Raw genomic sequence first — 26150 nt, forward strand, 5'->3', positions numbered from 1 at the left:
AAATATAAGATTGCGCAAGATACTAAGCAATACCAAGCGATCTAAATAGCGATATAAATGAAGCATCACTTGGCTATTTAAACTGCCATTATCAAACAAGCTTCGATTGCAGTTTTTTTACTAAAATTGAATACTGAGCTTTATTAATGGGTTTTAATAGCACCTCTAAAACCCAGGAGATAAGAGCGCATTTAAAAAGTGCGGTAGTACTTGAGGTTCTAAAATAATGGTCGCAATTATCCCAAACGCGCCGCCCCACATGTGTGCCATATGATTGATGTTTGAGCCACCACGTTTGTCCGCATAAATACTATAAGCGACGTAAGCGACCGCAAATAATATCGCTGGGATAGGGACAACGGCAAATAGATAAATCTTTTCCCATGGTGCCAGCAGAATAAAAGCAAATAAGACCGCTGATACACCGCCTGACGCCCCTAGGCTTAAGTAGCTGGCACTATCTTTATGTTTAATATAGCTTGGAACCATCGCGACAATGATAGCCAACACATAAAAAACCACGAAACCATAACCGAATAAAAACGACTGATATAAGCCTTCGATAGCACGACCAAAAAAGTATAGGGTAAACATATTAAACAGCAAATGCATCCCATCAGCATGAATAAAACCATGCGTCACAAAGCGATCCCATTGACCATTTTTCACCGCCGGCGGATAGAAAATAAGTCGATTAAACACAGCTTTGTTTTGCCATGCCAATAAACTGACAATAACGGTGATAATAATAATAAGCGTCGTATGGTTAAACAAAGGGGAATCCTTAGGCCGAGCCTGATAGATGGCAATGATATAAATCGTAACGCTTAAAGCCCAAGTGTCTTGGCTCAATAACAACTACTATTAATGATAATAACGCTAAAACGGTAAATAGCTACTAATATAAGTAGCCACTAAATATGAGTAATGATAAAGCATTCAGGCATGATATTAGCAATAATAACAGCGATGCCGAGGCAAAAAACCAATACACGACAAAATTATGCTTTAATAATCGTTTATATTAAATAATATAACAGCGTAGCAGGCAGAATGAGTAATGCTTCGTATACTGACCGTAACGATTCACGACAGCATAAAGACCAAACCTAAAAATTAATAATAAAGGTCTGGCAGTCGTTTAGGTTTATGGCATTAAGCGTTGTCAAATTCATTGTTATTTAATTTATAGTCATTTAAAAAGTAATGAAAGTTATAAATGATAGGCAATTTATATACCAATATTGCTTGTGACGCGTTCAGCTTCCTACAATTTTTAGAATATAAAGTTAAATTAAAAAAATACATCTCCGTTATACAACCTAAATCAACGCCGACAGAGGCAATAATTTATGAATATTATCGACCAATTAGAACAAACGGTGACCTCAGCGGTGTTGGGTGGCTATAGTAATGACGACAATACTAATCAAGCTGATAATGGTAATGTGTCCCATGTCAGCTTATTAGAGCAGTTTTATGCCATTTTGGCGGCGCGTTTGGCGTTGCCACAAGTTTACTCGCAGTTACTGCGTGATGATCAGCCGATTGCTAATGAAAATATGATAGAGACGCCGTTATTTGAGCAGTTATGGCAAGCACCGAACGCGCGCCAAGTTATTATTCAAGAGCTTGCGGCTACTCATCATATTGATGAGCTCACCACCACAAAGCTTATTATGAATGCTGCACCGCTGGTTTATCGTGAGCTCAAAATAATGGCAAATGGGCAGTTCTTGCCGGCATTTTTGCAAAGCCAGCAACCGACATTTCGCCATTATCTGCCGATATGGGCGGCACCAGTGATTACCGCGGCGCAACATGCTGAGGATGAATTGTTCAATGCTCAAAGCACGCTAACTGAGATAGCTGCTACGCCTGTTTTATTAGATAAGTATGATGCCACTGAGGCAAGTAGGATAAATCCTTCTGCGAACTTGATAACAGAACCAAATATGGCAGCAGAACTTGCTAATGAAAGTTTTGATAACAGTCTAAGTACAGCGGCTATCGATACAGGTGCTATCCACGCCAATCCTGCGGCCCATCATCTAGAAGAAAACAGCAGCCTAAAACGAGAAAAAGTACGTACCCGCAACCAACGCAATGATTTATTAATTCGGGTGTTCCTATTGTTGGCGGCAATGGCAGCGATTGGGCTGGTATGGGCATTGTTAATTAGGCCTAATAACGCACCGCCTGTAGAACCAGTGGTGACAGCGCCCACAGTTATACCGCCTGTCGCTGAGCCGCCAGCGCAAGTATTAACGCCCGTTGCGCTTATCGTTGGCGTAGATAATGGCGGCAATTTATATACTTGTAGCGCCTCCGTCGGTGACGCCGCGCTCCAAAGTACGCTACAACAGGCGCTTAATAGTAGCTTCGGTGAGCAGGCGGCGATGTGTCAATTTACGGTGCAAGAAGGCGTGGCCAATAATATTGCCAATATGCCTATCGAGGCGCTACCCAACATTTTAACCTTATTAAGAGCGACTCCATTTGCTCGTTTACAGCTGCAAAATGACCGCATGACTTTGGAGGCGCCAGATAGTATGCAGCTGCAAAAATTGGCCACCGATATCCGTACTTTGGTACCGGCGATGATGGTTGATAGTACCGCGCCGCTACCATTACCTAATAATGATAACGCTATGGGAGCAGCTGATATGGCGGCTATGAATGGTGCCAATAATCAGTATGATGTTAATAACAATATTAACGGTAATGTTAACGGTAATAATGATTACCAAGCCGCGGACGACGATACGGGGGATAGCGTGATGCCAGCGCCTAGCCGTAATAATGACTTTAATAATCCGCCGATGTATGACCAACCTAGCAATAACGCTGCTATGAATAACGACCGCCCAGCATCAAAGCAACCACCGGGACCTTTTTCAGTATCGGAAGTCGATGATATGGCAAACAGTGTTATCGTGGCTGAGCCTGCCCAAGTTAGAAATAGATAGAATATTTATAACAAACACGTAGAAAATAAAAAGCTAAAAGGAGTGCAGTATCAATGATTGACGGCACTCCTTTTTTATTTACCGCTAAATAAAGAGGATAAGAATAAAAAAGTATTATAGTGAATTAACTTTAAAAACAGATCTGGAAAAACAGTTACAGTGCGACTGAGATGAATTTTTCGTAGCCTCTGTGATAGCAGCAAGCAAGGAAAATTTATACCAATCGCCCATAACTATTAACGCATCGTTTTTATTTTGAACTGACTATACCTGAAACAGTGAATGCAAATTTCTATTTAACTTACCAACTACATTGAAAATTAAGCGATTAGCTGTTCATATGTTAGTAATTTGTACTTTCTAAGCATTGCAGTTACGAGTAACAACCGAAACATTACTTATCGTAGCAATTGCACAACAGCCTGTCGATTGTGAACACATACTTAATACTTTTATAATAACAAAAGTTGAATCTAGTTACGGCTGCTATCTAATACTATTAACTTAATATTAATCGCATGAGCTCATATTAAATAGCAGCCATAAAATATCAATATCAACGCTCTACTTTTTGAGAATGCACGCTATATAAAACAAGCCATTTAAAATAACAATTCATTGAGGAATGACATTATGGATATTATCAGTCACTTAACGCGGACGGTCAGTCCAGCAGTGCTAGGAGATGACCGCACTCCTGCTAAGAAAAATTTACTTGAACAGTTTTATGCTATTTTTGCCGCGCGCCTAGCCGATAACGATACCTATAATCGTTTTGCTAATGAAAATATCGCCCGTGATGATCAAGGGTTTTATGATCGGGTATGGACAGATGGCGCGCACCGTGACCAAATCGCTCGTGAGCTGGCTGGTAAACATAATGTTGACGCTACTGCTGCGCGCGGTTTAATTGCGATGGCCGCGCCACTGGCCTATCACGAAATCAAAAGCTTGGCAGGAACGACGCCTGTACCGCAGTTTTTAAATGACAATCTTGCCAGTTATCAGCATCATATCCCGGCATGGGCGAGTGCAATTTTACCTGCTGGTATGATTGCGGCTGCACCTGCTGGCGCTCGCGTGTCTGATACGGTCACTACCGCGCCCATCCACCGCGAAGAGGAAGAAAAAGGCAGCTTTATGAAAGCGCTGCTACCGATTATTGGCTTGATTATCTTGGGTGCGTTGGCGTGGGCGCTACTAAGAGGTTGCCAAGACAACCCTGAGCCAGTCGGCAAGCCTGTTGCTACCGAGCAGCAAGCCGTTAATGATGATGGGCAATCAGTGGTTGCTGCGGATATCGAACCTGCGTCATTGCGTATTGCGACTGGTGAAAACAGTGAGCTATACGCTTGCCGTATGAACGTTGGTAATGAGACGCTACAGGGCAATGTCATGGACGCTCTGACCGCTACATTTGGCGATGAAGCCAATAATTGCCGTGCGGATGTCGATGATAACTTCTCAATTGACATGCCTGCTGCCGCTCAGCTTGCGTCTATATTACCTATCGTCAAAAACGTACCGAATGCGAGCATGTTAATCAAAGGCGATACGATTACCGTTAATGCGCCTGACGCTGCGGCATTAGATAAATTGGTTGCAGATTTACAAGCGGCTGCGCCAGCGATGACCGTCAAGCCAGAAGCGCCATTAGATGCCCAAGCTGAGATTGATAATAGCTTAACAGCTTCTCAAGCAGCGATGGATAACCTTGGCCAAAATCCTGACCCTCAGGATGTGGCTCGTGCGCTCAGCCTACAAGTAGTGAATTTTGAAGTAGATAAAGCGGTGATTCCTGATGCCAATAAAGCGCTATTAGACCGCGCTGTAAAATTGATGGAACAAGTACCAGATATGAAGTTGATGATTATTGGTCATACTGACAAAACTGCTGATGCGGCTTACAATATGAAGCTGTCAGAAGAGCGCGCTCAATCTATGAAAGATTATTTGGTTGCGCAAGGCGTTGATCCAACTAAGCTGATGACTAAAGGTATGGGTGAGACTGATCCTATTGCTGAAAACGCCACTGAGCAAGGTCGTTTCCGTAACCGCCGTATTGAGTTTGTGGTCTATGATGAGACAGCAAATGCAAACGATGGCATGGCAATTAGTAACAGTGCCCTTGACCCAGACTTAAATCCATTAGACAGTGACAATGATGATCTAATGCCTGATGCTGATGATGCCAGTCGTGGTACGGCATTAGACCCACAAGCAAGTACCAGTAATTAATATCATTTTAGACACGCTGATGGATAACCAGTAAGCTTTAAGTGGAATTTGAATAGCAAAAAACCGCATCTTGATAAGGTGCGGTTTTTTTATTTTGTTAAATCAATTTTTTTGTTAGCTGCATTATTTATAAGCAGTGGGGTCTTTTAAAACCGCTTGCGCTTCTGTTTGAACCGGAAAGAAGGTCTGTAAAACGTTGTCTTTTGCTTGTTGCCAATAATCAAACTGCTGGCATGTTGACTCAAGGTCACCTTGCCAAACAGGTATCTGTCCACACATGGTCTTGATGCGTTTTTGGTCAGGATAGGGCAGCTCTTGTGCTGCTGCGGCAGCTTCGTGAGCAGCAACGCGGTCATTACAGACCAAGGCAATATCGCAGCCTGCTTCAATCGCCGCTTTGACACGGGCGCTAACATCGCCTGCAGCTTGTGCCCCTGCCATCGATAAATCATCAGAAAATAACACCCCATCAAAATTAAGCTGCTGACGAATGATGTCTTTGAGCCAAATTTTTGAAAATCCTGCGGGTTTATTATCGACTTGGGAGAAAATCACATGCGCTGGCATTAAGGCATCAAGCCAAGGCAACGTCTGCGCAAAAGGCTGCATATCACTATTCATAATCTCATCTAAGCTACGCGTATCAATTGCTTCTGCCACATGTGAATCAGGGGCGATGGCACCATGACCGGGAAAGTGCTTACCGGTAGTTGCCATACCGGCATCTTTCATGCCGCGCATAAATTGGCTTGCCAAGGCGATAATCGCTTGCGGCTCATGATGAAAGCTACGGTCGCCGATGACTTGGCTGATACCATCTCTATCGAGCACGGGCGCAAAACTTAAATCAATGCCGACTGCCAATACTTCGGCCGCCATCAAATAACCGCAGTCGTAAGCAAGGCTAAGGGCGCGGCTAGGGTCTTCATTAAATAACTCACCAAGTCTCCCCATCGCGGGCAATGGGGTAAAACCGTGACGTAATCTAGCAACACGCCCACCTTCTTGATCAACGCCAATCAATATATCGGCATTGTGATAGCGTATATCGTCACATAAGGAGCGCACTTGCGCCGCGTCTGCCACATTACGGGCAAATAATATTACCCCGCCCACTTGTGCTTGTTTGATTAAACTGACATCTTCAGCGGTCAGTGCGGTACTATCGATATCAATCATTAAGACGCCGTACATTGCGTGATCCTTATTAGGCTATACCTTGTTATATTATCGTTTATGGTCAAAAAAACATTTAAGCTCACAAAAGCGCTAAGCAGTGAGCTGCATGATTTATCGTCATGATTCGCTATCGCTGTTCATTGCCATGTTGGTTATATTATGACAGTTATTATAAGATGAGCATAATGTCGCGGCTTAATTGATTTAAAACAGTTATGTTGATGAGCTATCTGGTATTTATTTAGTTAGAGCAATAAATAGGTTTGATAAAAAGTTCGTTCGTTGGCTCATAAGACACAGCGCCATGGCGGGTAAGATTATTTATACAGTTTGAGACAGCAGCGTATTTATAGCCATGCTAGTATTGATTGATTTTTTAACGATAAAACTAAAATAACTATCATGTGTTTGCGCGCTTTTAATGCTAGCGTATCGCATGTTTTAATGGTAAATATAATACAGTTAAAAACAGTCAGATTTATGGATAGCCGTTTATTAGATAACTTTTAATATGAATAACAACTAAGCATATTTTGCATACTTTTCACTTAAAATAATTAGGTATATATGATGAAAAAACAACCAGCACAGTGGTTACTCAGTGCAGCGTCAGTGGGTATCGCTGGTCTTATTCTTACCCAAAGCTATGGCACCGCAGTAGCTGATAGCAATACTGAAGGCTTTAAGGCCACTCCTGAGCAACAGGTCACCACCCGTCAGGTAGCGGCATTGCTGGATCGTAGCCATTATCTCAATCAGCCGCTCGATAGCGCAACGGGTAGTGAGATTCTATCCATGTATATCGATAGCCTTGATCCAAACCATACCTTGTTTTTGCAATCTGATGTCGATGAATTTAAGAAAAAATATGCCGATGAATTTGGTGCACGCTTAAAACGCGGCGACTTATCTGCTGGCGTAGAAGTTTTTGAGCGCTATCGTAAACGCTCTAATGAATACTTCGCGATGGCAAAGAAGCTGCTAAACACAAATCTTGATTTAACCAGTAAAGATAGCATTGTGCTTGACCGCGAAAAGCTCAGTCATTTTAAAACCAAAAAAGAGCAGCGTGATTATTGGACGCGTCAGTTAAAGTTTCAGCTGATGAGTATTACTTTGGGTCAAGAAGATGAGAAAGCAAAGGAAAAAGTCTTTTTAGACAATCCTGATATCACGCGCGGACAAGATTTGGTGCGTAATGATGAGCGCACGCCAAGTGAGATTTTGCTCAATCGTTTATCACGCCAGCAAGAGCAGTTTACCCGTCTAAAAAACGACGAAATCATGGAAACCATCTTGAACACGGCGATGCTGACTTATGATCCGCACAGCAATTATTATGCGCCGATTCAAGCCAATGAGCTGCAAATTCAGTCCAGTTTACAATTAGAAGGCATTGGGGTTTCTATTCGCCCTGACCGTAAAAACCCAGACTATACTCGCATTGTGACCTTGGTTGACGGTGGTCCAGCGGCAAAATCAGGTCAGATTAAGCCTAATGATTTGATTATCGGTATCGCCAAAGACGGCGAAACCATGACCGATGTGGTCGGCTGGTCAACGCGTGAAATTGTCGGTTTGATTCGTGGTAAGCGCGGCACTTCAGTGACTATTAAAGTACGTCAACCAAATACCCCAGACGCTAGCGCCCGTAACGTAACCGTAGTTCGCGATATTATTCAACAAGAAGAATCTGGCGTCACCCAGCGCGTCGTCGAAGTTCAGCGCCCTAATATCGATAAAACGCCCAAACGTATCGGCGTCCTTGAGATACCAAGTTTTTATCTCAACTATCGCGCCCGTCGTAACGGCGAAGAGTACCGTAGCGTCAGTGTCGATACTGAAAAAGCTCTTAAAGAGTTGAATAAAAAAAATATCGATGGTTTAGTGGTTGATTTACGTAACAATCCAGGCGGCTCGCTCGATGAAGTTGCCAAGATGCTTGGCTTCTTTATCAAGAGCGGTCCGCTGGTGCAAATCCGCGACAATCGCGGCAACATCCAAGTCTACCGTGATGATGATGGCGGCGAGCAGTTATATGATGGCAAGATGGTCGTTATTACTAACTTAGCATCGGCATCTGCGAGTGAGATTTTTGCCGCAGCGATTCAGGATTATGGTCGTGGCCTAGTTGTCGGTAGTACAACGACCGGTAAAGGCTCTGCGCAGATTCAGCTTGATAGCTTAGCATTGGGTTCAGCCACTTTAACGCAGCGTAAATTCTATCGTATTACCGGTGGTAGTACGCAAAATAAAGGCGTGGTACCTGATGTTGAATTGGTCAATATCTATGATGATGCGACCTTTGGCGAGCGTGCGCAGAAAAAAGCCTTGCCTTGGGATACCATTAAAACCGCGCCTTATAAGCCTGAAGGTAAATTTTCTGCCAATACGTTAGCGACGCTAAACCAGCAATCAAAAATCCGTCAGCAGAAAAACCCGCAGTTTGTTTATTTATCAACGCTAAACGATATTCGCAATATGGAAGATGAGAAAAAACCAATTCCTCTTGATATCAATAGCCGCCGTGCCAAGATGCAGCTGATAGAGAAGCGTTCATTGGAAGCTGAAAATAAGCGCCTTATCGCAACGGGTGAGCGTCCTTATGCCAATTGGAATACTTATCAAGCCGCGATGGATGCAAAATTTGAAGAGCGTAGTCAGATGAAAGAAAGTGAACGTCCTGAGCTACCTGAAGACGAAGCCTTTATTAATGAAGCCGCTTATATCATGCTTAGCGCTGATGCAAAAGTACTCGCTAGCCCAGAAGAAAAGTTATAGCAAATAGTATCTTTTAGGCTATCTCTGTTGTCACTAAAAATGCGTGTAAGCATATGCTTACACGCATTGACGTTTAGACCTCTTACTAACCTTGGGTCAATCTGCGATTATAACTGTACGGCACGATTGAACGAAAAGGTTCATAGGTACTAGGGATTGGTATCTTAAAGGTCGCATCAGGGATAGGTGGTTTGCTGATTAGGGATGATAAGGCTGGAAGCCTGAACGTTATAAGATGCTCCGGGATTAAGTATCTAATAACATTAACATGGATGGTTAGTGATAAAAGCCGCATAATGCTTGTCATTATGCGGCTTTGTTACGTCTGCAATCTCGATAATGCTTGTAAGGGTGCTTTTTTTAAAAATTGCTTGTATTGCAAACATTGTATTAAAGGTAGTGCGAAAAAAAGGTCAGTAGATTGCTCTACTGACCTTTTTAGTTAGACGACAACACTATCGTTCATAACTAAGTATTCGCCTAACTATATTAAGCATACTAACGATGGTACGCTAAACTCAAAAAGAGATTAGTGCTCAACGCCACCAGCGCCATGGATATGGCCATGGTTTAATTCGTCTTCAGTTGCTGCACGTACTTCTTGGATTTCAACGTCAAACGTCAAACGCTTACCAGCCAATGGATGGTTTGCATCAACAGTCACTTCTTTGTCGTTTACATCAGTAACGGTCACTAGCATAACTTGACCGCCAGCTTCTGACTGAAACTGCATACCAGGCTGGATGTCCTCAACGCCTTGGAAGTTTTCACGTGGTACATGTTGTACCGCTTGTTCTTGATATTCGCCGTAACCATCAGCAGGCTCTACAACGGCATTGACTCTTTCGCCAGCAGATTTGCCTTCTAGTTGTTGCTCAAGACCTGGGATGATGTTGCTATGGCCATGCAAATAAGCAAGCGGTTGACCTTCTGGAGACTGGTCAAGGATGTTACCTTCGTCGTCTTTTAGAGTGTAGTTGAACTTGACGGCAGTGTCTTTTGCGATAGTAGTCATAAATTATCCTAAATATGTCGATATTAAAATTTAAATACGGTTGGAATAAACCTAAAAAAGCCAATCAGCCAGCCAAATAGCCACGTCATTAGTCAATTATCATCAGTTTATTAGGGTAACTTTAGCAGTTAGCATCTTTAATTGCGATGCCTCCTATCGGTTTCAAGGTTAAAAGCATAAAAAATGCCAATTAATCGGCGAATTAATGTAAATAAATATGATTTTTACGCTCTTTAGCGATTTCTTCTCTCTTTAATATAAGTAGCGTAAGGTTTGACAGTTGCGTTTTTGCATAATGACTCCTACCATAGAGACGATCATAACAATAATAATAGTAGTGAATAAATAGTAATGACTAATAATAGTGACGATTATAAGGATAAGAAAAAATGATGACTGCATCTTCTCAAGCTTTACCTGCTAGTACTTTGAACCGCACTTTAAATCAGCAAACTGCTCATATCTCTTACCAATTCGACTTTACACGCTTTTTAGAGCATTTGGTCGACGTAGCGCTGACCTTTACCGCTGATACTGACGCGCCGAGTTTGTGGTTGCCAGCATGGATACCGGGTAGCTATTTAATGCGCGAATTTGCCCGTAATATCACCGCGGTTCACTATAAAATTTTAGATAGCCAAACTCTAAACAATCAAACATTAGATGGTCAACTCACGGACAATAATCAAAAAACAAACACGTATCGCGCGCAAAAAATAGATAAAAATACTTGGCAGCTGCCACAAGTGCGCGCAGGGCAGAGCATACATGTCCATTATGAAGTGTATTGTTATGATTTATCGGTACGTACTGCGTATGTTGACCAGCAGCGTTTATATGGCAATTTTACCTCGCTTGCTTTAGCGATTGAAGGACAAGAGCAAAAAGCGGTAGAGGTTGATTTAATCGTGCCAGCGGTGTTTTTAGCCGACAAAGATACCAGCCGTGTGCTCTTGGCCTGTGGACTTGAGGCAGTACAATCACAAGGTGATAAACTGCGAATATATACTCTACAAGCAGGCAGCTATCACGAACTTATCGATTATCCGTTTGAAATTGCTGAACAAGATAGCTTTGATTTTATTATTCAAGATGATAAGCACCAGACGATTGGCCATCATTTTTATCTTGCCGGTAAGCATAGCGCCAATATGGGACGCTTGCAGCAAGACGTCACTCAAATCTGTCAAACTTATCTAGATTGGCTCGGCGATGCGCCATTTAATGATTACACCTTTATGACCTTTGCCAGTGGTCAGGATTACGGTGGTCTGGAGCATATCAACTCGACCAGTTTGATTACCCCGCGTCGCGATTTGCCCAATGCTGATGAGCCAAAAGTACCAAGTGCTGATTATCAGCGCTTTTTGGGCCTATGCAGCCATGAATACTTTCATGCATGGTGGGTAAAAACTGTCCGTCCAGATGTGATGTTAGATGTGGATTTGCGCCGCGAAGCCTTTACGCCATTGCTATGGGTGTTTGAAGGTTTTACCTCTTATATCGATGATTTTATGTTGCAAGCGTCAGGCGTCATCGATAAGGCAAACTATCTTAAATTACTCACTGAACAAATCAATCGCTATTACCAAACCCCTGGGCGCGCGCATCAAAGCGTTGCTGAGTCGAGCTTTGATGCTTGGATTAAGCTCTATCGCAACGATGAAAACACTGGCAATGCAGGTATCAGTTACTATAATAAAGGTGCCTTGGTAGCGTTATGCTTAGATTTAACCTTACTAGAAAAAAGCGCAGGTCGTTATCGTTTGTTTGATGTCGTCAAAGCCTTTTATGGTCAAGCAAAGCAAAAGGATAATAAGCGCATCGGTATCAGTAGTGCTGATATGGAGGCAGTTATCGGGCAGTTTATGCCATTAGCGGATTGGGAAGAGTTTGAGCGCCGTTATGTTAATGGCGTTGAGGAGCTGCCATTAGAGGCGCTGCTCACAGCAAATGGTATTAAAATTTACCCTAATACCAAAGAGACTGCGGATAAACATGTGCCATGGGGCATGCGCTGTAGTGAGACGCCACTGGGTCTTAAGGTTAATCGCGTGACACGTGACAGTATCGCTGCTAAGGCTGGCATTTCAGCCCATGATGTCGTCGTCGCAATCGATGGTATCAAAGCAGACACTAAGCAATTAGCAACGCTTAGTAAGGCCACACGCGCTGTGGAATGTCATTTATTTCGCCGTGATGAGCTGATGACGGTGAAAGTTTTGCCTAAATCTGATTTCGCTGATAAAGACGCGCATGACGATAATGAAAAAGTATTCCCGCATAGCGTCAGCTTACGTTTAGCAAGGGCTAGCACCGACTGCGAAGGCGATGGTGAATATGCAGACTATGCAAATACTGAAAACGCTTGGCTTAATGCGATAGCGCGCTATAAAAATTAATAGCTAGAGTAGCTAGGCAGGTTAAAAGCGATTAGACATTTAGATATTAAAAAACCCTTGCTAAGTGACACAGCTTAGCAAGGGTCTTATATTTTTAATGTTTAAAGCGTTATGAGAAAAAATTAGGTAAAAATGTTACTGCCCTAAATATTTAGCCTTAAGATTTAGCGTTCTCTTTAATCTCTTTTTTATCTTCAATAACGGCTTCAGCATTATCATTAACCGTCGCTTTATTGGCTTTATGAGCCGTAATCCAATTTTGCATCAGCGCAATCTCAGGCTGCTGAGCATCGATAATGTCTTGGGCTAGCTTGCGCATCTCTTCATCCGTACCGTATTGAAGCTGTACTTTTGCCATATCTACTGCGCCAATATGATGCGGCAGCATACCGCGCGCAAAGGCCATATCAGCCTCAGGTTCGGCAATACCAAGCATCATATCACTATGCATGGTATTCATCCCTTTAGCATAAGCTGCTTGCATAGCCTCGGTATTGGGTTTGGGTTTGGGCGCATCAGGATGGCTGGCCAGCCATTTATTCATGATGTCGATTTCAATTTGCTGTGAGTCGATAATGTCTTGGGCAAGTTTGCGCATGGTCTTATCGGTCCCATACTTCAGCTCAATCTTTGCCATATCGACCGCGCCGCGATGATGACCGAGCATCCCTTTGGCAAAGGCGGTATCGGGATCGTTATAACCCATACCAACCATCATCTCATTATGCATACTGGTCATCGACTTCGTATAGTCTTTTAGCATATCCGTCATTTGTGCTTCGTCTACTACATCGCCACTCGCAGACATATCATGGCCAGCATGGGCGTCCATATCGTCAGCAGCTTCAGACGGCTCAGTCGTGGTTGTTATTGCTTCTTCTGCCGGCATTACCTCGCTATCCTCTGTTGCGGGCTGGCAAGCACTCAGCAGCAACGCCGCAGAGATACTAGTGGCAAACAAGGTAAAACGACGAGAAGCAATCATGATATATCCTTACTATCAATAAAAAATAACAAACCAGACAAATAATAAGCAAGCAGCAGGCGATATCCGCCATCTTAAATACAGATATCGCCCAAAGATAATATGGTTTTGTAGCTTAGCAGATAAACCTTGCTCATTCGAGACGCTATGTTTAACAAGTCGTAATATCTTTAACAAGCTCAACAGCAAAATTGATTAATAGGTACTTGAAGTGAGTAGGCATTAACAAGCTATAAGGCTAAATACCTTATTAACACCCCTAATCAATAACGCCTAATTGCTGACAACGCTCACGACTTAAATGAATACGCACAAATTCACCAACGCCAAGCGACCCAAGCTCGAATCCAGCCACCGACCAGCGAATAAGACGCAGACAAGGTAAGCCTACATGCGCGGTCATACGCCTGACTTGGCGATTTTTGCCTTCATAGATGGTCAGCATAAGCCATGAAGTCGGCACACTTTTGCGCTCACGAATAGGTGGATCGCGTTGCCATAGCGCAATCGGTAAATCCGCTTCATCAACCAGTAGCGCCGTTGCCGGTAAGGTTTTGCCATCTTTTAACTGGACTCCAGCAGCCAATTGCTTTAGTTGGTCAGCGCTTACTAGACCTTCTACTTGTACCAAATAGGTTTTACCTTGTTTTTGCTTATTTTGCGCAAAATTCTTGGCAGAGGGCGGCTGGGTAATGGCTTTATTAACCCGTCCGTCACTGGTCAAAATCAACAAGCCTTCTGAGGTGGCATCCAGTCGACCGGCGACGCGAAGAGATTTATCGGTGAAATACTGTGATAGGGTACTGTGGTCATTATTGCTGTCATCACGAAATTGACTTTGTACTCCGTAAGGCTTGTTGAATAGAATCAGGCTGGAGGTCGACATAAAATAGCGTTTCCCAAAGATAAAAAAACTGAATGTAGGGTAAATAGAAGTAGTATTAAAAGCGTAAGTGCTTGCTAAAAAACGCGCAAGCTATAAGGCTACTCTTATAACTATCGATAACCATGTTATAATTGTGGTATTTATCATAATGATAACTAAAAATGGCTCATGCAAAACAAAAATCATCAAGCACGCTTTATCTTAGTACAATGGCTAAGGCAGCTTACGGTTTTTTGTATGACTTAATTCGCAAAATCTGAAAAATTTCATGCATTTTTTATAAAGTTTTTTTGTCATTTTACTTATTGTAATGACATCTGATTTTGTCGATAAATGACCAAGCAATTTTTGCAGTAGCTTTGATTTTTTACATGATTATTAAAAAAATTATTAATCATATTATCAACAATATCTTTAGATATTACTCTTAAAACTATTATACATCACCTCGCCAAGCATGTCGGCTTACCTATATTCTGCTCAGTACGCTCTGCTCAATATATGTTACTCAAATAATTAGCGTTTAACTCGCTATGCTGCTTAGCTAAAGCCAAAAGCAAAACATAAATAGCTAGCGAAGATAACAGAATGCCAATGATGCCATGATGCCATGATGCCAACGATGCTTGCGCTATCTACTATAAAAATACAATCAAGGAGTTTGACCCATGCCATATGAAAAGGTAATCGTCCCAAGAGACGGCGAAAAAGTAACCGTTAATGCTGATTTAACCCTAAACGTACCCAATCATCCAATTATTCCCTTTATCGAAGGCGATGGCATCGGTGTGGATATCACGCCGGTGATGATTAAAGTGGTTGATGCCGCGGTCTCAAAAGCCTATCAAGGCAAAAAATCTATCGTTTGGATGGAAGTATATTGCGGCGAAAAAGCCTCGAAAATTTATGATGGCGAATATCTACCGACCGAAACGCTTGAGGTTCTGCGCGAATACGTGGTGAGTATCAAAGGTCCATTGACCACGCCAGTTGGCGGCGGTATGCGCTCACTAAACGTCGCGCTACGTCAAGAGCTTGACCTATACGTCTGTCAGCGTCCAGTACGCTGGTTTGAAGGCGTGCCAAGCCCTGTGCATAGCCCAGAATTGACAGACATGGTGATTTTCCGTGAAAACTCAGAAGATATCTACGCAGGTATCGAGTGGAAAGCGGGCAGTGATGATGCAAAAAAAGTCATCAAGTTTTTGAAAGAAGAGATGGGCGTGACCAAAATCCGCTTCTCCGATGACTGCGGTATCGGTATTAAGCCGGTATCAAAAGAAGGCTCGCAGCGTTTGGTGCGTAAAGCTATTCAACATGCTATCGATAATGACTTACCGAGTGTCACCCTCGTGCACAAAGGTAATATCATGAAATTTACAGAAGGCGCGTTTAAAGAGTGGGGCTATGAGCTTGCCGCTGAGCGTTTCGGTGCTGAGCTATTAGATGGTGGTCCTTGGATGACGATAAAAAACCCAAAAACGGGTAATGAAATTGTCATTAAAGACGTCATCGCTGATGCTTTTTTACAGCAAATCTTGATGCGTCCTGCTGATTATTCCGTTATCGCAACGTTAAACTTAAACGGTGACTATATCTCTGATGCGCTGGCCGCAGAAGTGGGTGGTATCGGTATCGCACCGGGTGCCAATAAAGGCGGGTCAATCTCTGTCTATGAAGCAACTCACGGTACGGCACCAAAATATGCCGGTCAAGATAAAGTTAATCCAGGCTCATTGATTTTATCTGCTGAAATGATGCTACGCGATATGGGTTGGACCGAAGCTGCCGACCTTGTGATCGATGGTATCAAAGGGGCGATTAAGAATAAAACCGTCACTTATGACTTTGAGCGTTTGATGCCAGATGCTGTTTTGCTCAGCAGCTCTGAGTTTGGTCAAGCCATTATTAAACATATGGATACTTAATTAAAAAAAGGTTAAGAAACTTTGGTTAGCTGAGTTTTACCCAGTTATATTTTAAAAAGCCATCTACAACAATGTAGGTGGCTTTTTTACGGTTATCTATTTATTTAGCCATAAAAAACACCCCAAAAGTCTAGACCTTTGGGGTGTTTGATTCATGCTGACTTAACAACGTTTACTAAGTCAGTTTAGAGCCATTTATTCAGTTTAGAGCCAACTATAATGAAGCAATAGTCTCGTTGAATAAGGCACTTGGACGCATGGCTTTTTCAGCTAAAGCTTCATCTGCCAAGTAGTAGCCTTTTAGATCCATAGGCTTACCCTGAACCGCATTCATCTGTTCAATGATAGCCGCTTCATTGCTTTCAAGCTTTTGTGCCAATGGCGCAAATTGTGCTTTTAGCTCGCTATTCTCATCTTGTGCTGCCAACTCTTGAGCCCAGTACATAGCCAGATAGAAATGGCTACCACGGTTATCCAATTCGCCCGTTTTACGTGAAGGCGATTTGTCATTTAACAGCAGCGTTTCAGTGGCTCTATCAAGCGTATCGGCCAATACTTTAGCTTTGGCATTGCCGTCGTTTTTAGCTAAATGCTCTAAAGACTCAGTCAAGGCTAAGAACTCACCAAGAGAATCCCAACGTAGATGGTTTTCTTCAAGCAATTGTTGTACATGTTTCGGTGCTGAACCACCTGCGCCTGTTTCAAACAAACCGCCGCCCTTCATTAGTGGGACAACTGACAGCATTTTAGCACTGGTACCCAATTCTAAAATCGGGAACAAGTCAGTTAGGTAATCACGTAAAATATTACCGGTAGCAGAAATGGTATCTAGACCGCGAGCAACGCGCTCTAAGGTATAACGCATCGCACGAACTTGAGACATGATTTCGATATGTAGACCGTCAGTGTCATGATCTTTTAAGTAGGTTTGTACTTTTTTGATCAGCTCGTTCTCATGTGGACGGTAAGGGTCTAACCAAAAGATAACTGGCGTATCTGATTCACGGGCGCGGCGTACGGCAAGCTTCACCCAATCTTGAATTGGCTCGTCTTTGACCTGACACATGCGCCAGATGTCACCTTTCTCAACACGCTGCTCAAGCAATACTTCATTAGTTTCTTCGTCAACGATACGAGCTATGCCCGAATCGCTTGCTTCGAAGGTTTTATCGTGCGAACCATACTCTTCTGCTTTTTGCGCCATTAAGCCAACGTTAGGTACGGTACCCATCGTGGTTGGGTCAAAGTTGCCATGCCATTTACAGAAATTAATCATTTCTTGGTAAATACGCGCAAAAGTAGACTCAGGCATAACTGCTTTACAGTCATACATTTTGCCATCAGCGCCCCACATTTTACCGCCTGAACGGATCATAGCAGGCATAGAAGCATCAACAATCACATCACTTGGTGAATGGAAGTTGGTGATACCTTTTGATGAATCAACCATCGCTAGACGTGGACGATGTACTTGGCAAGCATGTAAATCGCGCTCAATCTCTTCACGTAAGCTGGCAGGCAATTCGGCAATTTTTTCGTACAGACTTGCCATGCCGTTATTGACGTTAATACCTAACTCGTCAAATAACGCGCCATGCTTATTAAAGGCATCTTTATAATAGGTTTTAACCGCGTGTCCAAAGACGATAGGATGCGAGACCTTCATCATAGTGGCTTTTACATGTAGTGAAAATAAGATACCGGCTTCACGGCAATCTTCCATTTCACGCTCATAAAATTCAAGCAGCGCTTTTTTGCTCATAAACATCAAGTCGATGACTTCTTTATCGAGCAAAGCAATACCTGATTTGAAGACATTAACCGTGCCGTCTTCAGCCACGCGCTCCATACGTACGGTACGGGCTTTATCTAAGGTAATCGATTGCTCGCCGTCATAGAAGTCGCCACTGTGCATGTGTGAGACGTGCGTTTGTGACCATTGCTTCCACTCACCCATAGAATGCGGGTGCTTACGGGCGTAGTTTTTCACTGCTTTTGGCGCACGGCGGTCTGAGTTACCCTCACGTATGACAGGGTTTACCGAGCTGCCTAGGCTTTTGCCATAGCGACGACGGATTTCTTCTTCTTCTTCCGTTTGCGGCTCATCTGGAAAGTTAGGAATCGCGTAGCCTTTGCTTTGTATCTCTTTAATTGCCGCTTTTAATTGCCCTACAGAGGCACTGATATTTGGCAATTTGATGATATTGGCATTTGGATCTTGGGTTAATTGACCAAGCGCAGCTAGGTTATTAGGAACGCGCTGCTCTTCCGTTAAGTATTCTGGAAATTCAGCCAACACACGCGCTGCAACAGAGATATCACTGGTTTCGACTTCGATGCCTGCTGTTTGGGTAAATGCTTTTACAATAGGCAAGAATGATAAGGTTGCAAGCGCTGGGGCTTCGTCAGTTTTTGTATAAATAATTTTTGACATGTTAGTAGAGTATTCCTTGTTGTCATTAATGAGGCCAATAAAGCTGAGGTATTATTTAACAGCTCTATACAGCCTGCATACAATAATGGGCTACGGGTTGGTTCAAATACATCAAGTGTCGTCGTTTATTGCCATTCTAGAGTGTCAAGACTGCTAGAAAAATCTTTCATAAGCAGTGACTGACCTTTCTTAGGTTGGCCTTTGTTAAAAAGTCGCTGTAGCAAGCACTTATTTTATTAAAGGTCATTATTCAAAGGTCATCTTGACCATTTACTTCAAAGCTCTCAGACTAAAATGGTCTGAAAATGTCTGACTGACGCCATATTATAGTCGATCCACTATAAATTCGATATGATGTCAATCTTGTACATTGAACTAAGTATACTATTTTCGCTCATATCCTATGTATCTGAATTATATTAAGCTAGTAATAGCCTTATTCTACCAGTCATCAGCGTCGATATCATCTTTTGCAGACAATTTGCACGCTTTTAATACTATTTTCTGCACACATGAGCTTATTTCTGCAACAATGAGCTTGCTATAGTGATTATTATCCAATAAAACTATTCTTTGAAACAGCCGTTTTTAGCGTTTATTGCAGCCCAAACCAAATCTGTACTTAAGCTTAATTTTCAGCCATAAAAATAAAACAGTCATTAACAAATAAGCCATTTGGTCAGCTGCTTTGCTGACAATGGCTTTTTTTGTGCTGCTTTTTCTTCTCTTTTTCAACAAAGGTGTTTCGACAAGGGCATTTTAAGAGGACGTTTTAAATATAAACAAAGTGCTCTTATTTTGGCGATTGGATAAATTGCTGAGTTTTTGCAAATTGTGACAGCAAAAGCATGGTAGTTTGATAGGCTAAACGCTAAAGAAAAATGGTCTAAGAAATAGCAGGGTGAGAGTGTGGTGATGATGAATTTGCAATATGCGTTACTCAGCGATAGCAGCTGGCAGCAATTGACTAACTGGCAGACACCAGATACGCCTTTTATGTCGTTTGAGTTTTGGCAGGCGCTTAGTGATACGGGCGCAATCGGCGAAAAAGCCGGCTGGTTGCCGATTTATATCTTAATTCATCGCCCAAACGATAGTAATAATGATGCAACTGAGGAAGTATTATCTTCGACCAAGCTATCCTCATCAAAGCTATCTTCAGAACAAATAGGCCAACCGATTGCGGTCATGCCCGTTTTTATTAAAGTTCACCATCAAGGCGAGTTTGTCTTTGACCATGCGTGGGCACAAGCCTATGCACAGTATGGCCTCGATTATTATCCGCGTTTGGTGACCAGCGCACCTTATACACCCATTACTGGGCAACGTTTATGGCTAGCAGAGGGTGAGGCGCTAGATGCTGATATTTTAAAGGCAGCTATCGCAGGGGTTGACGATATCGCTCAGCAAGTAGAAGCATCAGGCTGGCATGGCTTGTTTGTTACGCCTGAGATGGCGGCTATCGCTCACGCAGCGCTGCCGACTGATATTGATATAGAAATGGCGCTTAACAGTCAAGCAAATGGCGGGGCGGCAAAACCGATTGAGTTACCGATACTGGAGCGCCAAGGCTGTCAGTTTTTATGGCAAAATAAGCATTTAAGCCAAGACAGTCAGCCATTTACCGACTTTGAGGCATTTTTGGCCACGCTAAGAGCCAAAAAACGTAAAACCATTCGTGCGGAAAGGCGCAAAGTCGCCGAGCAAGGTATTGTATGTCAGCGCAAATGCGGTGATGCTATCACTGAAGAAGATTGGCAGACGTTTTATCATTGTTATGTAATGACCTACGCCGTGCGCGGGCAGCAGCCTTATCTCACACTAGACTTTTTCAAGAGATTGGCAGCAACCATGCCTGAGCATTTGATGCTCGCGCAAGCGCTTGATGCCAATGCTGATATTATCGCCAGCAGTTTATTTTTATATGATAAGCCTGATAGTAAAAATGCAACGCTGTATGGTCGTTATTGGGGCGCGCTTGGTGAGTATGATAGCCTGCACTTTGAGCTGTGTTATTATCAAGGTATCGAGTTCGCTATCGAGCAAGGTTTGACCTATTTTGACCCCGGCACCCAAGGTGAGCATAAATTAATTCGTGGTTTTATTCCGACCAAGACTCATTCTTTGCATCGCATTTACGATGCGCGTTTTGTCCCAGCGATTAGCGATTTTTGTGCCAAAGACCGACTGCATATGGCGCAATATCGAGAGCAAGCCTTTGCAGCATTGCCTTTTAATATTGATAATATGCCGACGTTTAATGGCAATGATTCTTGATAACACTAATTAATGCACAATAAATCTTCTTTGGTAATCTCTACTCAATAACTTTCTATCTAATACTTTACTATCAGCCATAAACTATGACCTCTAATCTTTGTTGTTCTGACCTGTTATCGCCTCCCAGTGAGCTATTAGAATTTCTCAATACGGAAGGTTCGCTCACTGCCATGCTGGAGGTAAAAGCAGGGCAGCCATTACGTGTCAAGCGTAACTTTGAGGGTTATCGATTATTGTCCTTGGCGCAAAAAAAGCAATTGGGTGTAAAAGGTGCGGCGCTGAGCCGTCCATTACTAGCGTGGGTACGCGAGGCACAGTTATATGGCAATGATGAGCAGCCATGGGTGCAAGCACAAAGCATTTTCCCTTTAGTAAGTTTAAAAGGGCGCGCCCGCCGTTTACAGCAATTGAAAAGCACACCGATTGGCTATGTATTATTTAAGCGCAGTCGCACCTTGCCCAATCAACGTTCTATCGAAAAAACGGCAGAGGGCTGGCAACGGCAGACGCTGTATGATTGGTATGGGCGCAAAATACTGATTAGTGAGACTTTTTTAGCAGCGTTTTTGTCTAGTGATGCTTGATGTCGATGCATGCATTAACTAATGTATTAATAAATAAAACAGTCGCTCTTAATAATGGCTGTTTTTTTATGGGCGACAAATAATTATTTGACTAACAAATCAAGCAAGACCTAGACCTAGAAATAAAAAATATAAAACAATGATTTTATTGCGCATTTATTTGCTTGATAACCTCATTACGGCGTCATTTAAATCCTTCAGCTTTCCGTGAGGTTTTTTTGCGCTCACAGTACAAATTTTCATGTTACACTTAATCTTTAGCGATGATATCGATGCCTTTATCGTTCGATTTTATTGCCAATCTGGACAAGTTAATAACAGGTTAATTGCCTTTGCTTGCCCATTTTCACCTCCTTTTATTACTCGCCTCTTTTCAATGAGCACCACCATTAACGATAGCCACTACCTAGGACATCACTATGTTTAAAGATATTTCTATCAAAGAGTTTGATCCAGTACTTGCTGAAGCCATGGCCGCTGAAAGCGTTCGTCAAGAAAACCACATCGAGCTTATCGCTTCAGAAAACTACTGCTCACAAGCAGTGATGGAAGCACAAGGCACTGACCTAACCAATAAATACGCTGAAGGCTATCCTGGTAAGCGTTATTACGGTGGTTGTGAGCACGTTGATGTGGTTGAGCAATTGGCCATTGATCGTGCAAAAGAGTTGTTTGGTGCTGAGTACGTCAACGTCCAGCCACACTCAGGTAGCCAAGCAAACTCTGCTGTTTTCTTAGCATTATTAGACGCCAATGACACGGTACTAGGTATGAGCCTAGACGCAGGTGGTCACTTGACGCATGGCGCGCATATCAACTTCTCAGGTCTAAACTACAACGCCGTACAGTATGGTTTGGTTGAAGAAACTGGCCTTATCGATTATGATCAAGTTGATGCCCTTGCTCGTGAGCACAAGCCAAAGATGATTATTGCTGGTTTCTCAGCGTATTCACAAGTCGTTGATTGGCAGCGTTTCCGTGACATCGCTGATGAAGTTGGTGCGTACTTGCTTGTTGATATGGCACACGTTGCTGGTTTGGTTGCTGGTGGTGTTTATCCAAGCCCAGTACCATTTGCGGATGTGGTCACGACTACAACGCACAAAACCCTACGTGGCCCACGCTCAGGTATGATTTTAGCTCGTGATGAGAAGCTTGCGAAAAAGTTAAACTCTGCGGTATTCCCAGGTAACCAAGGCGGCCCGTTGATGCACGTCATCGCGGCAAAAGCGGTTTGCTTTAAAGAAGCCTTAGAAGATAACTTCAAAACTTATCAGCAGCAAGTGGTTAAAAACGCCCAAGCGATGGCAAAAGTCATCCAAGATCGCGGTTATGAAATCATCTCTGGTGGTACTGAAAACCATCTCATGCTGATCAGCCTAGTCAAGCAAGAAATGACCGGTAAAGAAGCGGATAAATGGTTGGGTGATGCGCATATCACTGTCAATAAAAACGCTGTACCAAACGATCCAAAATCTCCATTTGTGACTTCTGGTATCCGTATCGGTACGCCAGCGATTACTACTCGCGGTTTTAACGAAGCGCAAGCTAGTGATTTGGCAGGTTGGATTTGTGACGTGCTAGATAGCCGTGGCGATGAAAAAGTCGCTGCTGAAGTACGCGGTAAAGTTGAAGCTATCTGTAAAGAGCTTCCTGTTTATGCTAAAAATCAGTAATTTCTGATTCATTAGTTTTATAATTTAGAGATAAAAAAACCGCTTAGCTTTTTTGCTAGGCGGTTTTTTTGTTTTACAGCTATTTAAATCAGGGTTTAACTTTATCAAATCACATAAACGGCAATTTGGTAAATATCTGCAAGATAGTGGCGTTAACGATATCGACAAAGAACGCACCAACCATCGGCACAATCAAAAACGCCTTATGTGATGGCAAGTAGCGATCGGTGACCGCCTGCATATTGGCAATCGCCGTCGGCGTTGCGCCCATACCAAAACCACAATGTCCCGCTGATAGTACGGCAGCATCATAATCTTTACCCATAACCTTAAAGGTAATAAAGTAAGCATAACCAATCATCAGTAGCGTCTGCACCAGTAAGATAATTAATACCGGTCCTGCGAGGTCAGTCAACTGCCAAAGTTTCAATGACAATAAAGCCATCGCTAAGAACAAGCTCAAAGAAGCGTTACCAATCACGTCGATAGCACGGTCAAACATATCAAAATTGAATACCATGGTTAAGGTATTACGTAGAATCACACCGCCAGCCAGCGCCCATACGAAGGTAGGTAGCTCAAACCACGTATCTTGCGCCAACAAAGTCATGATGTCAGCGAAAGCCAATGCCGCGGCAAATAGTGCCAAGGATTCAATGGTAGAGGAGGCGGTGATAAGACGAATGTTATCAGGCTTCTCAAACATCTCCTTATTACCATGCACTTCCTCTTCGTTATGCTTGGTGCTATAGAGTGATTGCTCGGCGGCAAGTCGTTCAACCTCACTCGGATTTGGATTAGCCGCCGCTGGTTTTAAACCAAGTTTTTTAATCAAATGACGGGCAACCGGACCGCCGATGACGCCACCTGCAACCAAACCATAAGTGGCGACCGCGATACCAAGTGTCGTGGCACCAACCACACCATACTGCTCTTCTAGAGTAATGCCCCAAGCGCCTGCTGTACCGTGTCCACCTGTTAGGGCAATTGAACCTGTTACCAAGCCGAGGAGTGGGTCAAGTCCAAGTACGCTTGCCATCGCCACGCCCACGACATCTTGTAAGATGATAAACACCGATACCACGATGGTGAAAATCAATAGTGGCGAGCCGCCTGCCTTTAGCCTACTAAAATCAGCGCTGAGTCCGATAGAGGCAAAAAACATCAGCATGGTTGCGGTTTGCAGTCCTTGATGAAAGTTAAAGCTATAACCCCAAAAGATATTAAGAATGTAAACGATAATCGCTGCAACCAAACCACCGGCCACTGGCTCTGGAATATTAAAGTCTTCTAGAAATTTAATCCGTTTGACTAAAAAGCGTCCAAGCAAGAGCACTAAGGTGGCCAATATCAAGGTGTAGTAGCCGTTGAGGGTGATTTCCATAGGTTAATCCTTTCTATAAATATAAATTAACCTAAATTCGGGATAAAGCTGGTTTTATCTCGAATTTAGGTTCTGGTCATCTCGCTATTCACATGCATCATCTGACGCCGCAACAATCCACAATTGCGGTTTACCAAAATCTTTATAGGCGTCCTCAATGATACGCTTAAAGACATTAAAGTCCTCAGTGTTAATTTTCTCTACCCCATTTAAGTAAAGCGTGAGGTGAGTGATATCACTATCGGTCAAACAGTCCCAAGCGCTGTCCCAATTATGGGCAAAATAGTCGGGAAAATTGGCTACTTTCGCTAAGCTATTTAGTAGTGTTTTTTTATCCAAAACATTGCCAATGGGAATGTTAAGCGCTTGCTCAGGAATGCTGTCAATGAGGGCAGAGTTGCTTTGATTGATGTTATTTTGCTTGATACTGTTTTGGTCAACGCCGTTTTGATTAATACAGTTTTGATTAATACAGTTTTGATTAGTGTTGCTTTGATTGATCTGGTTTTTATTAACATAGTAAATAGCTTGGCTCATATCAGTTCACCTGCAATTGTCGAAAGCTATCATAATGGTCGACGGTCAAATAATAAATGGTCGGTGGATGACCGCCGGTGACAATGCGCCGTGCACCGCGATGGGAAACCCCCGGCGTAGGCACGGTATATTCGCGGTAATAGCCTTGCGACTGGGCGGGTAGCTTGCCTTCGCGATTATAAAAGGTTGTGCCATCTTTGTTAGGATAAGGAAAAGGACCGCCTTGCTTAATAAGTACAAGCGTTTGGTCGATTTGCGCATCACCTGTGATAGCTGCGGAACCTGAACTGCTGGTTTTAGAGGCCGTCTGCGATATAGAAGTTGCTGGCGTGCTATCTGTAAATAAACTGGATTTTAAATCCCCAAAAAAGTAAACCGCAACGGCAATAAGGGCGATGAAACTCAATAGGGTAGAGAAGCCATTTTTCTTGTTTTGGCTACCACGAGTATTTTTATATCGATTGTTTTTCTGCTGAGCGTTTCGATTATTTTTCTGCTGCGCATTATCTAGGTTGCGATGCGCTGAATTTGATGTTGAATTCGATGCTGAATTTGATACTGATGTTTCTAAAATACTCAATTCATTAGAGGTGACTTCAGTTGCGCGTAATTGATTTTTTTCATTACGCTGACTGTTAAAATAGACGCGTTGACCTTCGCTTATAGGCTGCGACAGGCGTACGGTGCTGATATGAAAGAAGACATCTTCACTTTGATTGTCTACCTCAATAAAGCCGTAGCCTTTATCAGCATTCCAGTGTTTAATCTTGCCACTTTGCATGGGCGCGCTATCCTGTCGACGGTTTTTATTCAGCAAAATAATTTTTATGTGCCATATATAACATATTTATCAATAATAAAAAAACGCCAGC

General features: G+C 42.9%; 17 protein-coding genes. 8 read left to right on the forward strand and 9 right to left on the reverse strand.

Translation table 11 applies throughout. The features are described from left to right. Positions 1 to 165: 165 nt before the first annotated feature. A complete protein-coding gene (locus JMX50_RS11830; RefSeq protein ID WP_201629670.1) occupies positions 166 to 774 on the reverse strand; it encodes a rhomboid family intramembrane serine protease in 609 nt (202 codons plus the stop codon). A gap of 578 nt (positions 775 to 1352) precedes the next feature. Here JMX50_RS11830 and JMX50_RS11835 point away from each other — a divergent pair. Both JMX50_RS11835 and JMX50_RS11840 read left to right on the forward strand, forming a co-directional pair. Further along, complete coding sequence (locus JMX50_RS11835) at positions 1353 to 2969, forward strand: hypothetical protein (RefSeq protein ID WP_201629671.1); 1617 nt, start codon at positions 1353 to 1355, stop codon at positions 2967 to 2969. A gap of 633 nt (positions 2970 to 3602) precedes the next feature. Continuing rightward, positions 3603 to 5207 carry an OmpA family protein gene (locus tag JMX50_RS11840; protein ID WP_201562335.1) on the forward strand — a complete coding sequence of 535 codons (1605 nt, stop codon included), beginning with the start codon at positions 3603 to 3605 and terminating at the stop codon, positions 5205 to 5207. Positions 5208 to 5330: 123 nt separating this feature from the next. Here JMX50_RS11840 and nagZ read toward each other — a convergent pair whose 3' ends face one another. Further along, positions 5331 to 6401, reverse strand: coding sequence for a beta-N-acetylhexosaminidase (gene nagZ / locus JMX50_RS11845; protein WP_201629672.1), 1071 nt, complete (start codon positions 6399 to 6401; stop codon positions 5331 to 5333). A 555-nt stretch (positions 6402 to 6956) separates the two neighbouring features. On the opposite strand from nagZ, the gene JMX50_RS11850 reads away from it, so the two are divergent. After that, entirely contained in the window at positions 6957 to 9167 is a 2211-nt protein-coding gene (locus tag JMX50_RS11850; RefSeq protein ID WP_201562450.1) for a carboxy terminal-processing peptidase, read from the forward strand. Positions 9168 to 9696: 529 nt separating this feature from the next. Here the strand turns inward: JMX50_RS11850 and JMX50_RS11855 are convergent. Beyond that, positions 9697 to 10182: an FKBP-type peptidyl-prolyl cis-trans isomerase gene (locus tag JMX50_RS11855; RefSeq protein WP_149490575.1), complete on the reverse strand. Its 486-nt coding sequence runs from the start codon at positions 10180 to 10182 to the stop codon at positions 9697 to 9699. Positions 10183 to 10574: 392 nt separating this feature from the next. Here JMX50_RS11855 and JMX50_RS11860 point away from each other — a divergent pair, with 392 nt between their 5' ends. Continuing rightward, a complete protein-coding gene (locus tag JMX50_RS11860) occupies positions 10575 to 12584 on the forward strand; it encodes a M61 family metallopeptidase (protein WP_413786836.1) in 2010 nt (669 codons plus the stop codon). A gap of 157 nt (positions 12585 to 12741) precedes the next feature. Here JMX50_RS11860 and JMX50_RS11865 read toward each other — a convergent pair whose 3' ends face one another. Then, entirely contained in the window at positions 12742 to 13569 is an 828-nt protein-coding gene (locus tag JMX50_RS11865; protein WP_201629676.1) for a DUF305 domain-containing protein, read from the reverse strand. A gap of 259 nt (positions 13570 to 13828) precedes the next feature. After that, the gene (locus JMX50_RS11870) at positions 13829 to 14455 is read right to left on the reverse strand and encodes a pseudouridine synthase (RefSeq protein ID WP_201629678.1); all 627 of its coding nucleotides are present in this window, start codon (positions 14453 to 14455) and stop codon (positions 13829 to 13831) included. Between the two features lie 668 nt (positions 14456 to 15123). Between JMX50_RS11870 and icd the strand changes: the two genes are divergently transcribed. Beyond that, positions 15124 to 16383, forward strand: coding sequence for an NADP-dependent isocitrate dehydrogenase (gene icd / locus JMX50_RS11875; RefSeq protein ID WP_201629680.1), 1260 nt, complete (start codon positions 15124 to 15126; stop codon positions 16381 to 16383). Positions 16384 to 16597: 214 nt separating this feature from the next. Here the strand turns inward: icd and JMX50_RS11880 are convergent, their stop codons facing one another. Next, entirely contained in the window at positions 16598 to 18817 is a 2220-nt protein-coding gene (locus JMX50_RS11880; RefSeq protein WP_201629682.1) for an NADP-dependent isocitrate dehydrogenase, read from the reverse strand. 918 nt (positions 18818 to 19735) lie between these two features. Between JMX50_RS11880 and JMX50_RS11885 the strand changes: the two genes are divergently transcribed. The 3 genes from JMX50_RS11885 to glyA all read left to right on the forward strand — a co-directional run bounded on the left by JMX50_RS11885 (position 19736) and on the right by glyA (position 23357). Continuing rightward, positions 19736 to 21094, forward strand: coding sequence for a GNAT family N-acetyltransferase (locus JMX50_RS11885; RefSeq protein WP_201629745.1), 1359 nt, complete (start codon positions 19736 to 19738; stop codon positions 21092 to 21094). Between the two features lie 86 nt (positions 21095 to 21180). Continuing rightward, positions 21181 to 21681 (forward strand): chorismate--pyruvate lyase family protein, encoded by a 501-nt coding sequence (locus JMX50_RS11890; RefSeq protein ID WP_201629684.1) that lies wholly within the window; start codon positions 21181 to 21183, stop codon positions 21679 to 21681. Between the two features lie 419 nt (positions 21682 to 22100). Continuing rightward, positions 22101 to 23357, forward strand: coding sequence for a serine hydroxymethyltransferase (gene glyA, locus JMX50_RS11895; protein ID WP_201629685.1), 1257 nt, complete (start codon positions 22101 to 22103; stop codon positions 23355 to 23357). A gap of 109 nt (positions 23358 to 23466) precedes the next feature. Here the strand turns inward: glyA and gltS are convergent, their stop codons facing one another. The 3 genes from gltS to JMX50_RS13290 form a co-directional block, all read right to left on the reverse strand. Further along, positions 23467 to 24741 (reverse strand): sodium/glutamate symporter, encoded by a 1275-nt coding sequence (gene gltS / locus JMX50_RS11900; RefSeq protein WP_201629688.1) that lies wholly within the window; start codon positions 24739 to 24741, stop codon positions 23467 to 23469. Between the two features lie 84 nt (positions 24742 to 24825). Next, entirely contained in the window at positions 24826 to 25278 is a 453-nt protein-coding gene (locus tag JMX50_RS11905) for a barstar family protein (RefSeq protein ID WP_201629690.1), read from the reverse strand. Position 25279: 1 nt separating this feature from the next. Then, a complete protein-coding gene (locus tag JMX50_RS13290; protein WP_201629693.1) occupies positions 25280 to 26059 on the reverse strand; it encodes a ribonuclease domain-containing protein in 780 nt (259 codons plus the stop codon). Positions 26060 to 26150: the final 91 nt, after the last annotated feature.

This window comes from Psychrobacter maritimus (assembly GCF_904846345.1).
GTDB lineage: Bacteria > Pseudomonadota > Gammaproteobacteria > Pseudomonadales > Moraxellaceae > Psychrobacter > Psychrobacter maritimus.

Bases quoted from the DNA above. Each gene is read 5' to 3' on its own strand.
- JMX50_RS11835 (WP_201629671.1), top strand. From the start codon at position 1,353: ATGAATATTATCGACCAATTAGAACAAACGGTGACCTCAGCGGTGTTG.
- JMX50_RS11840 (WP_201562335.1), top strand. From the start codon at position 3,603: ATGGATATTATCAGTCACTTAACGCGGACGGTCAGTCCAGCAGTGCTA.
- nagZ (WP_201629672.1), bottom strand. From the start codon at position 6,401: ATGTACGGCGTCTTAATGATTGATATCGATAGTACCGCACTGACCGCT.
- JMX50_RS11850 (WP_201562450.1), top strand. From the start codon at position 6,957: ATGAAAAAACAACCAGCACAGTGGTTACTCAGTGCAGCGTCAGTGGGT.
- JMX50_RS11855 (WP_149490575.1), bottom strand. From the start codon at position 10,182: ATGACTACTATCGCAAAAGACACTGCCGTCAAGTTCAACTACACTCTA.
- JMX50_RS11860 (WP_413786836.1), top strand. From the start codon at position 10,575: ATGACTGCATCTTCTCAAGCTTTACCTGCTAGTACTTTGAACCGCACT.
- JMX50_RS11865 (WP_201629676.1), bottom strand. From the start codon at position 13,569: ATGATTGCTTCTCGTCGTTTTACCTTGTTTGCCACTAGTATCTCTGCG.
- JMX50_RS11870 (WP_201629678.1), bottom strand. From the start codon at position 14,455: ATGTCGACCTCCAGCCTGATTCTATTCAACAAGCCTTACGGAGTACAA.
- icd (WP_201629680.1), top strand. From the start codon at position 15,124: ATGCCATATGAAAAGGTAATCGTCCCAAGAGACGGCGAAAAAGTAACC.
- JMX50_RS11880 (WP_201629682.1), bottom strand. From the start codon at position 18,817: ATGTCAAAAATTATTTATACAAAAACTGACGAAGCCCCAGCGCTTGCA.
- JMX50_RS11885 (WP_201629745.1), top strand. From the start codon at position 19,736: ATGAATTTGCAATATGCGTTACTCAGCGATAGCAGCTGGCAGCAATTG.
- JMX50_RS11890 (WP_201629684.1), top strand. From the start codon at position 21,181: ATGACCTCTAATCTTTGTTGTTCTGACCTGTTATCGCCTCCCAGTGAG.
- glyA (WP_201629685.1), top strand. From the start codon at position 22,101: ATGTTTAAAGATATTTCTATCAAAGAGTTTGATCCAGTACTTGCTGAA.
- gltS (WP_201629688.1), bottom strand. From the start codon at position 24,741: ATGGAAATCACCCTCAACGGCTACTACACCTTGATATTGGCCACCTTA.
- JMX50_RS11905 (WP_201629690.1), bottom strand. From the start codon at position 25,278: ATGAGCCAAGCTATTTACTATGTTAATAAAAACCAGATCAATCAAAGC.
- JMX50_RS13290 (WP_201629693.1), bottom strand. From the start codon at position 26,059: ATGCAAAGTGGCAAGATTAAACACTGGAATGCTGATAAAGGCTACGGC.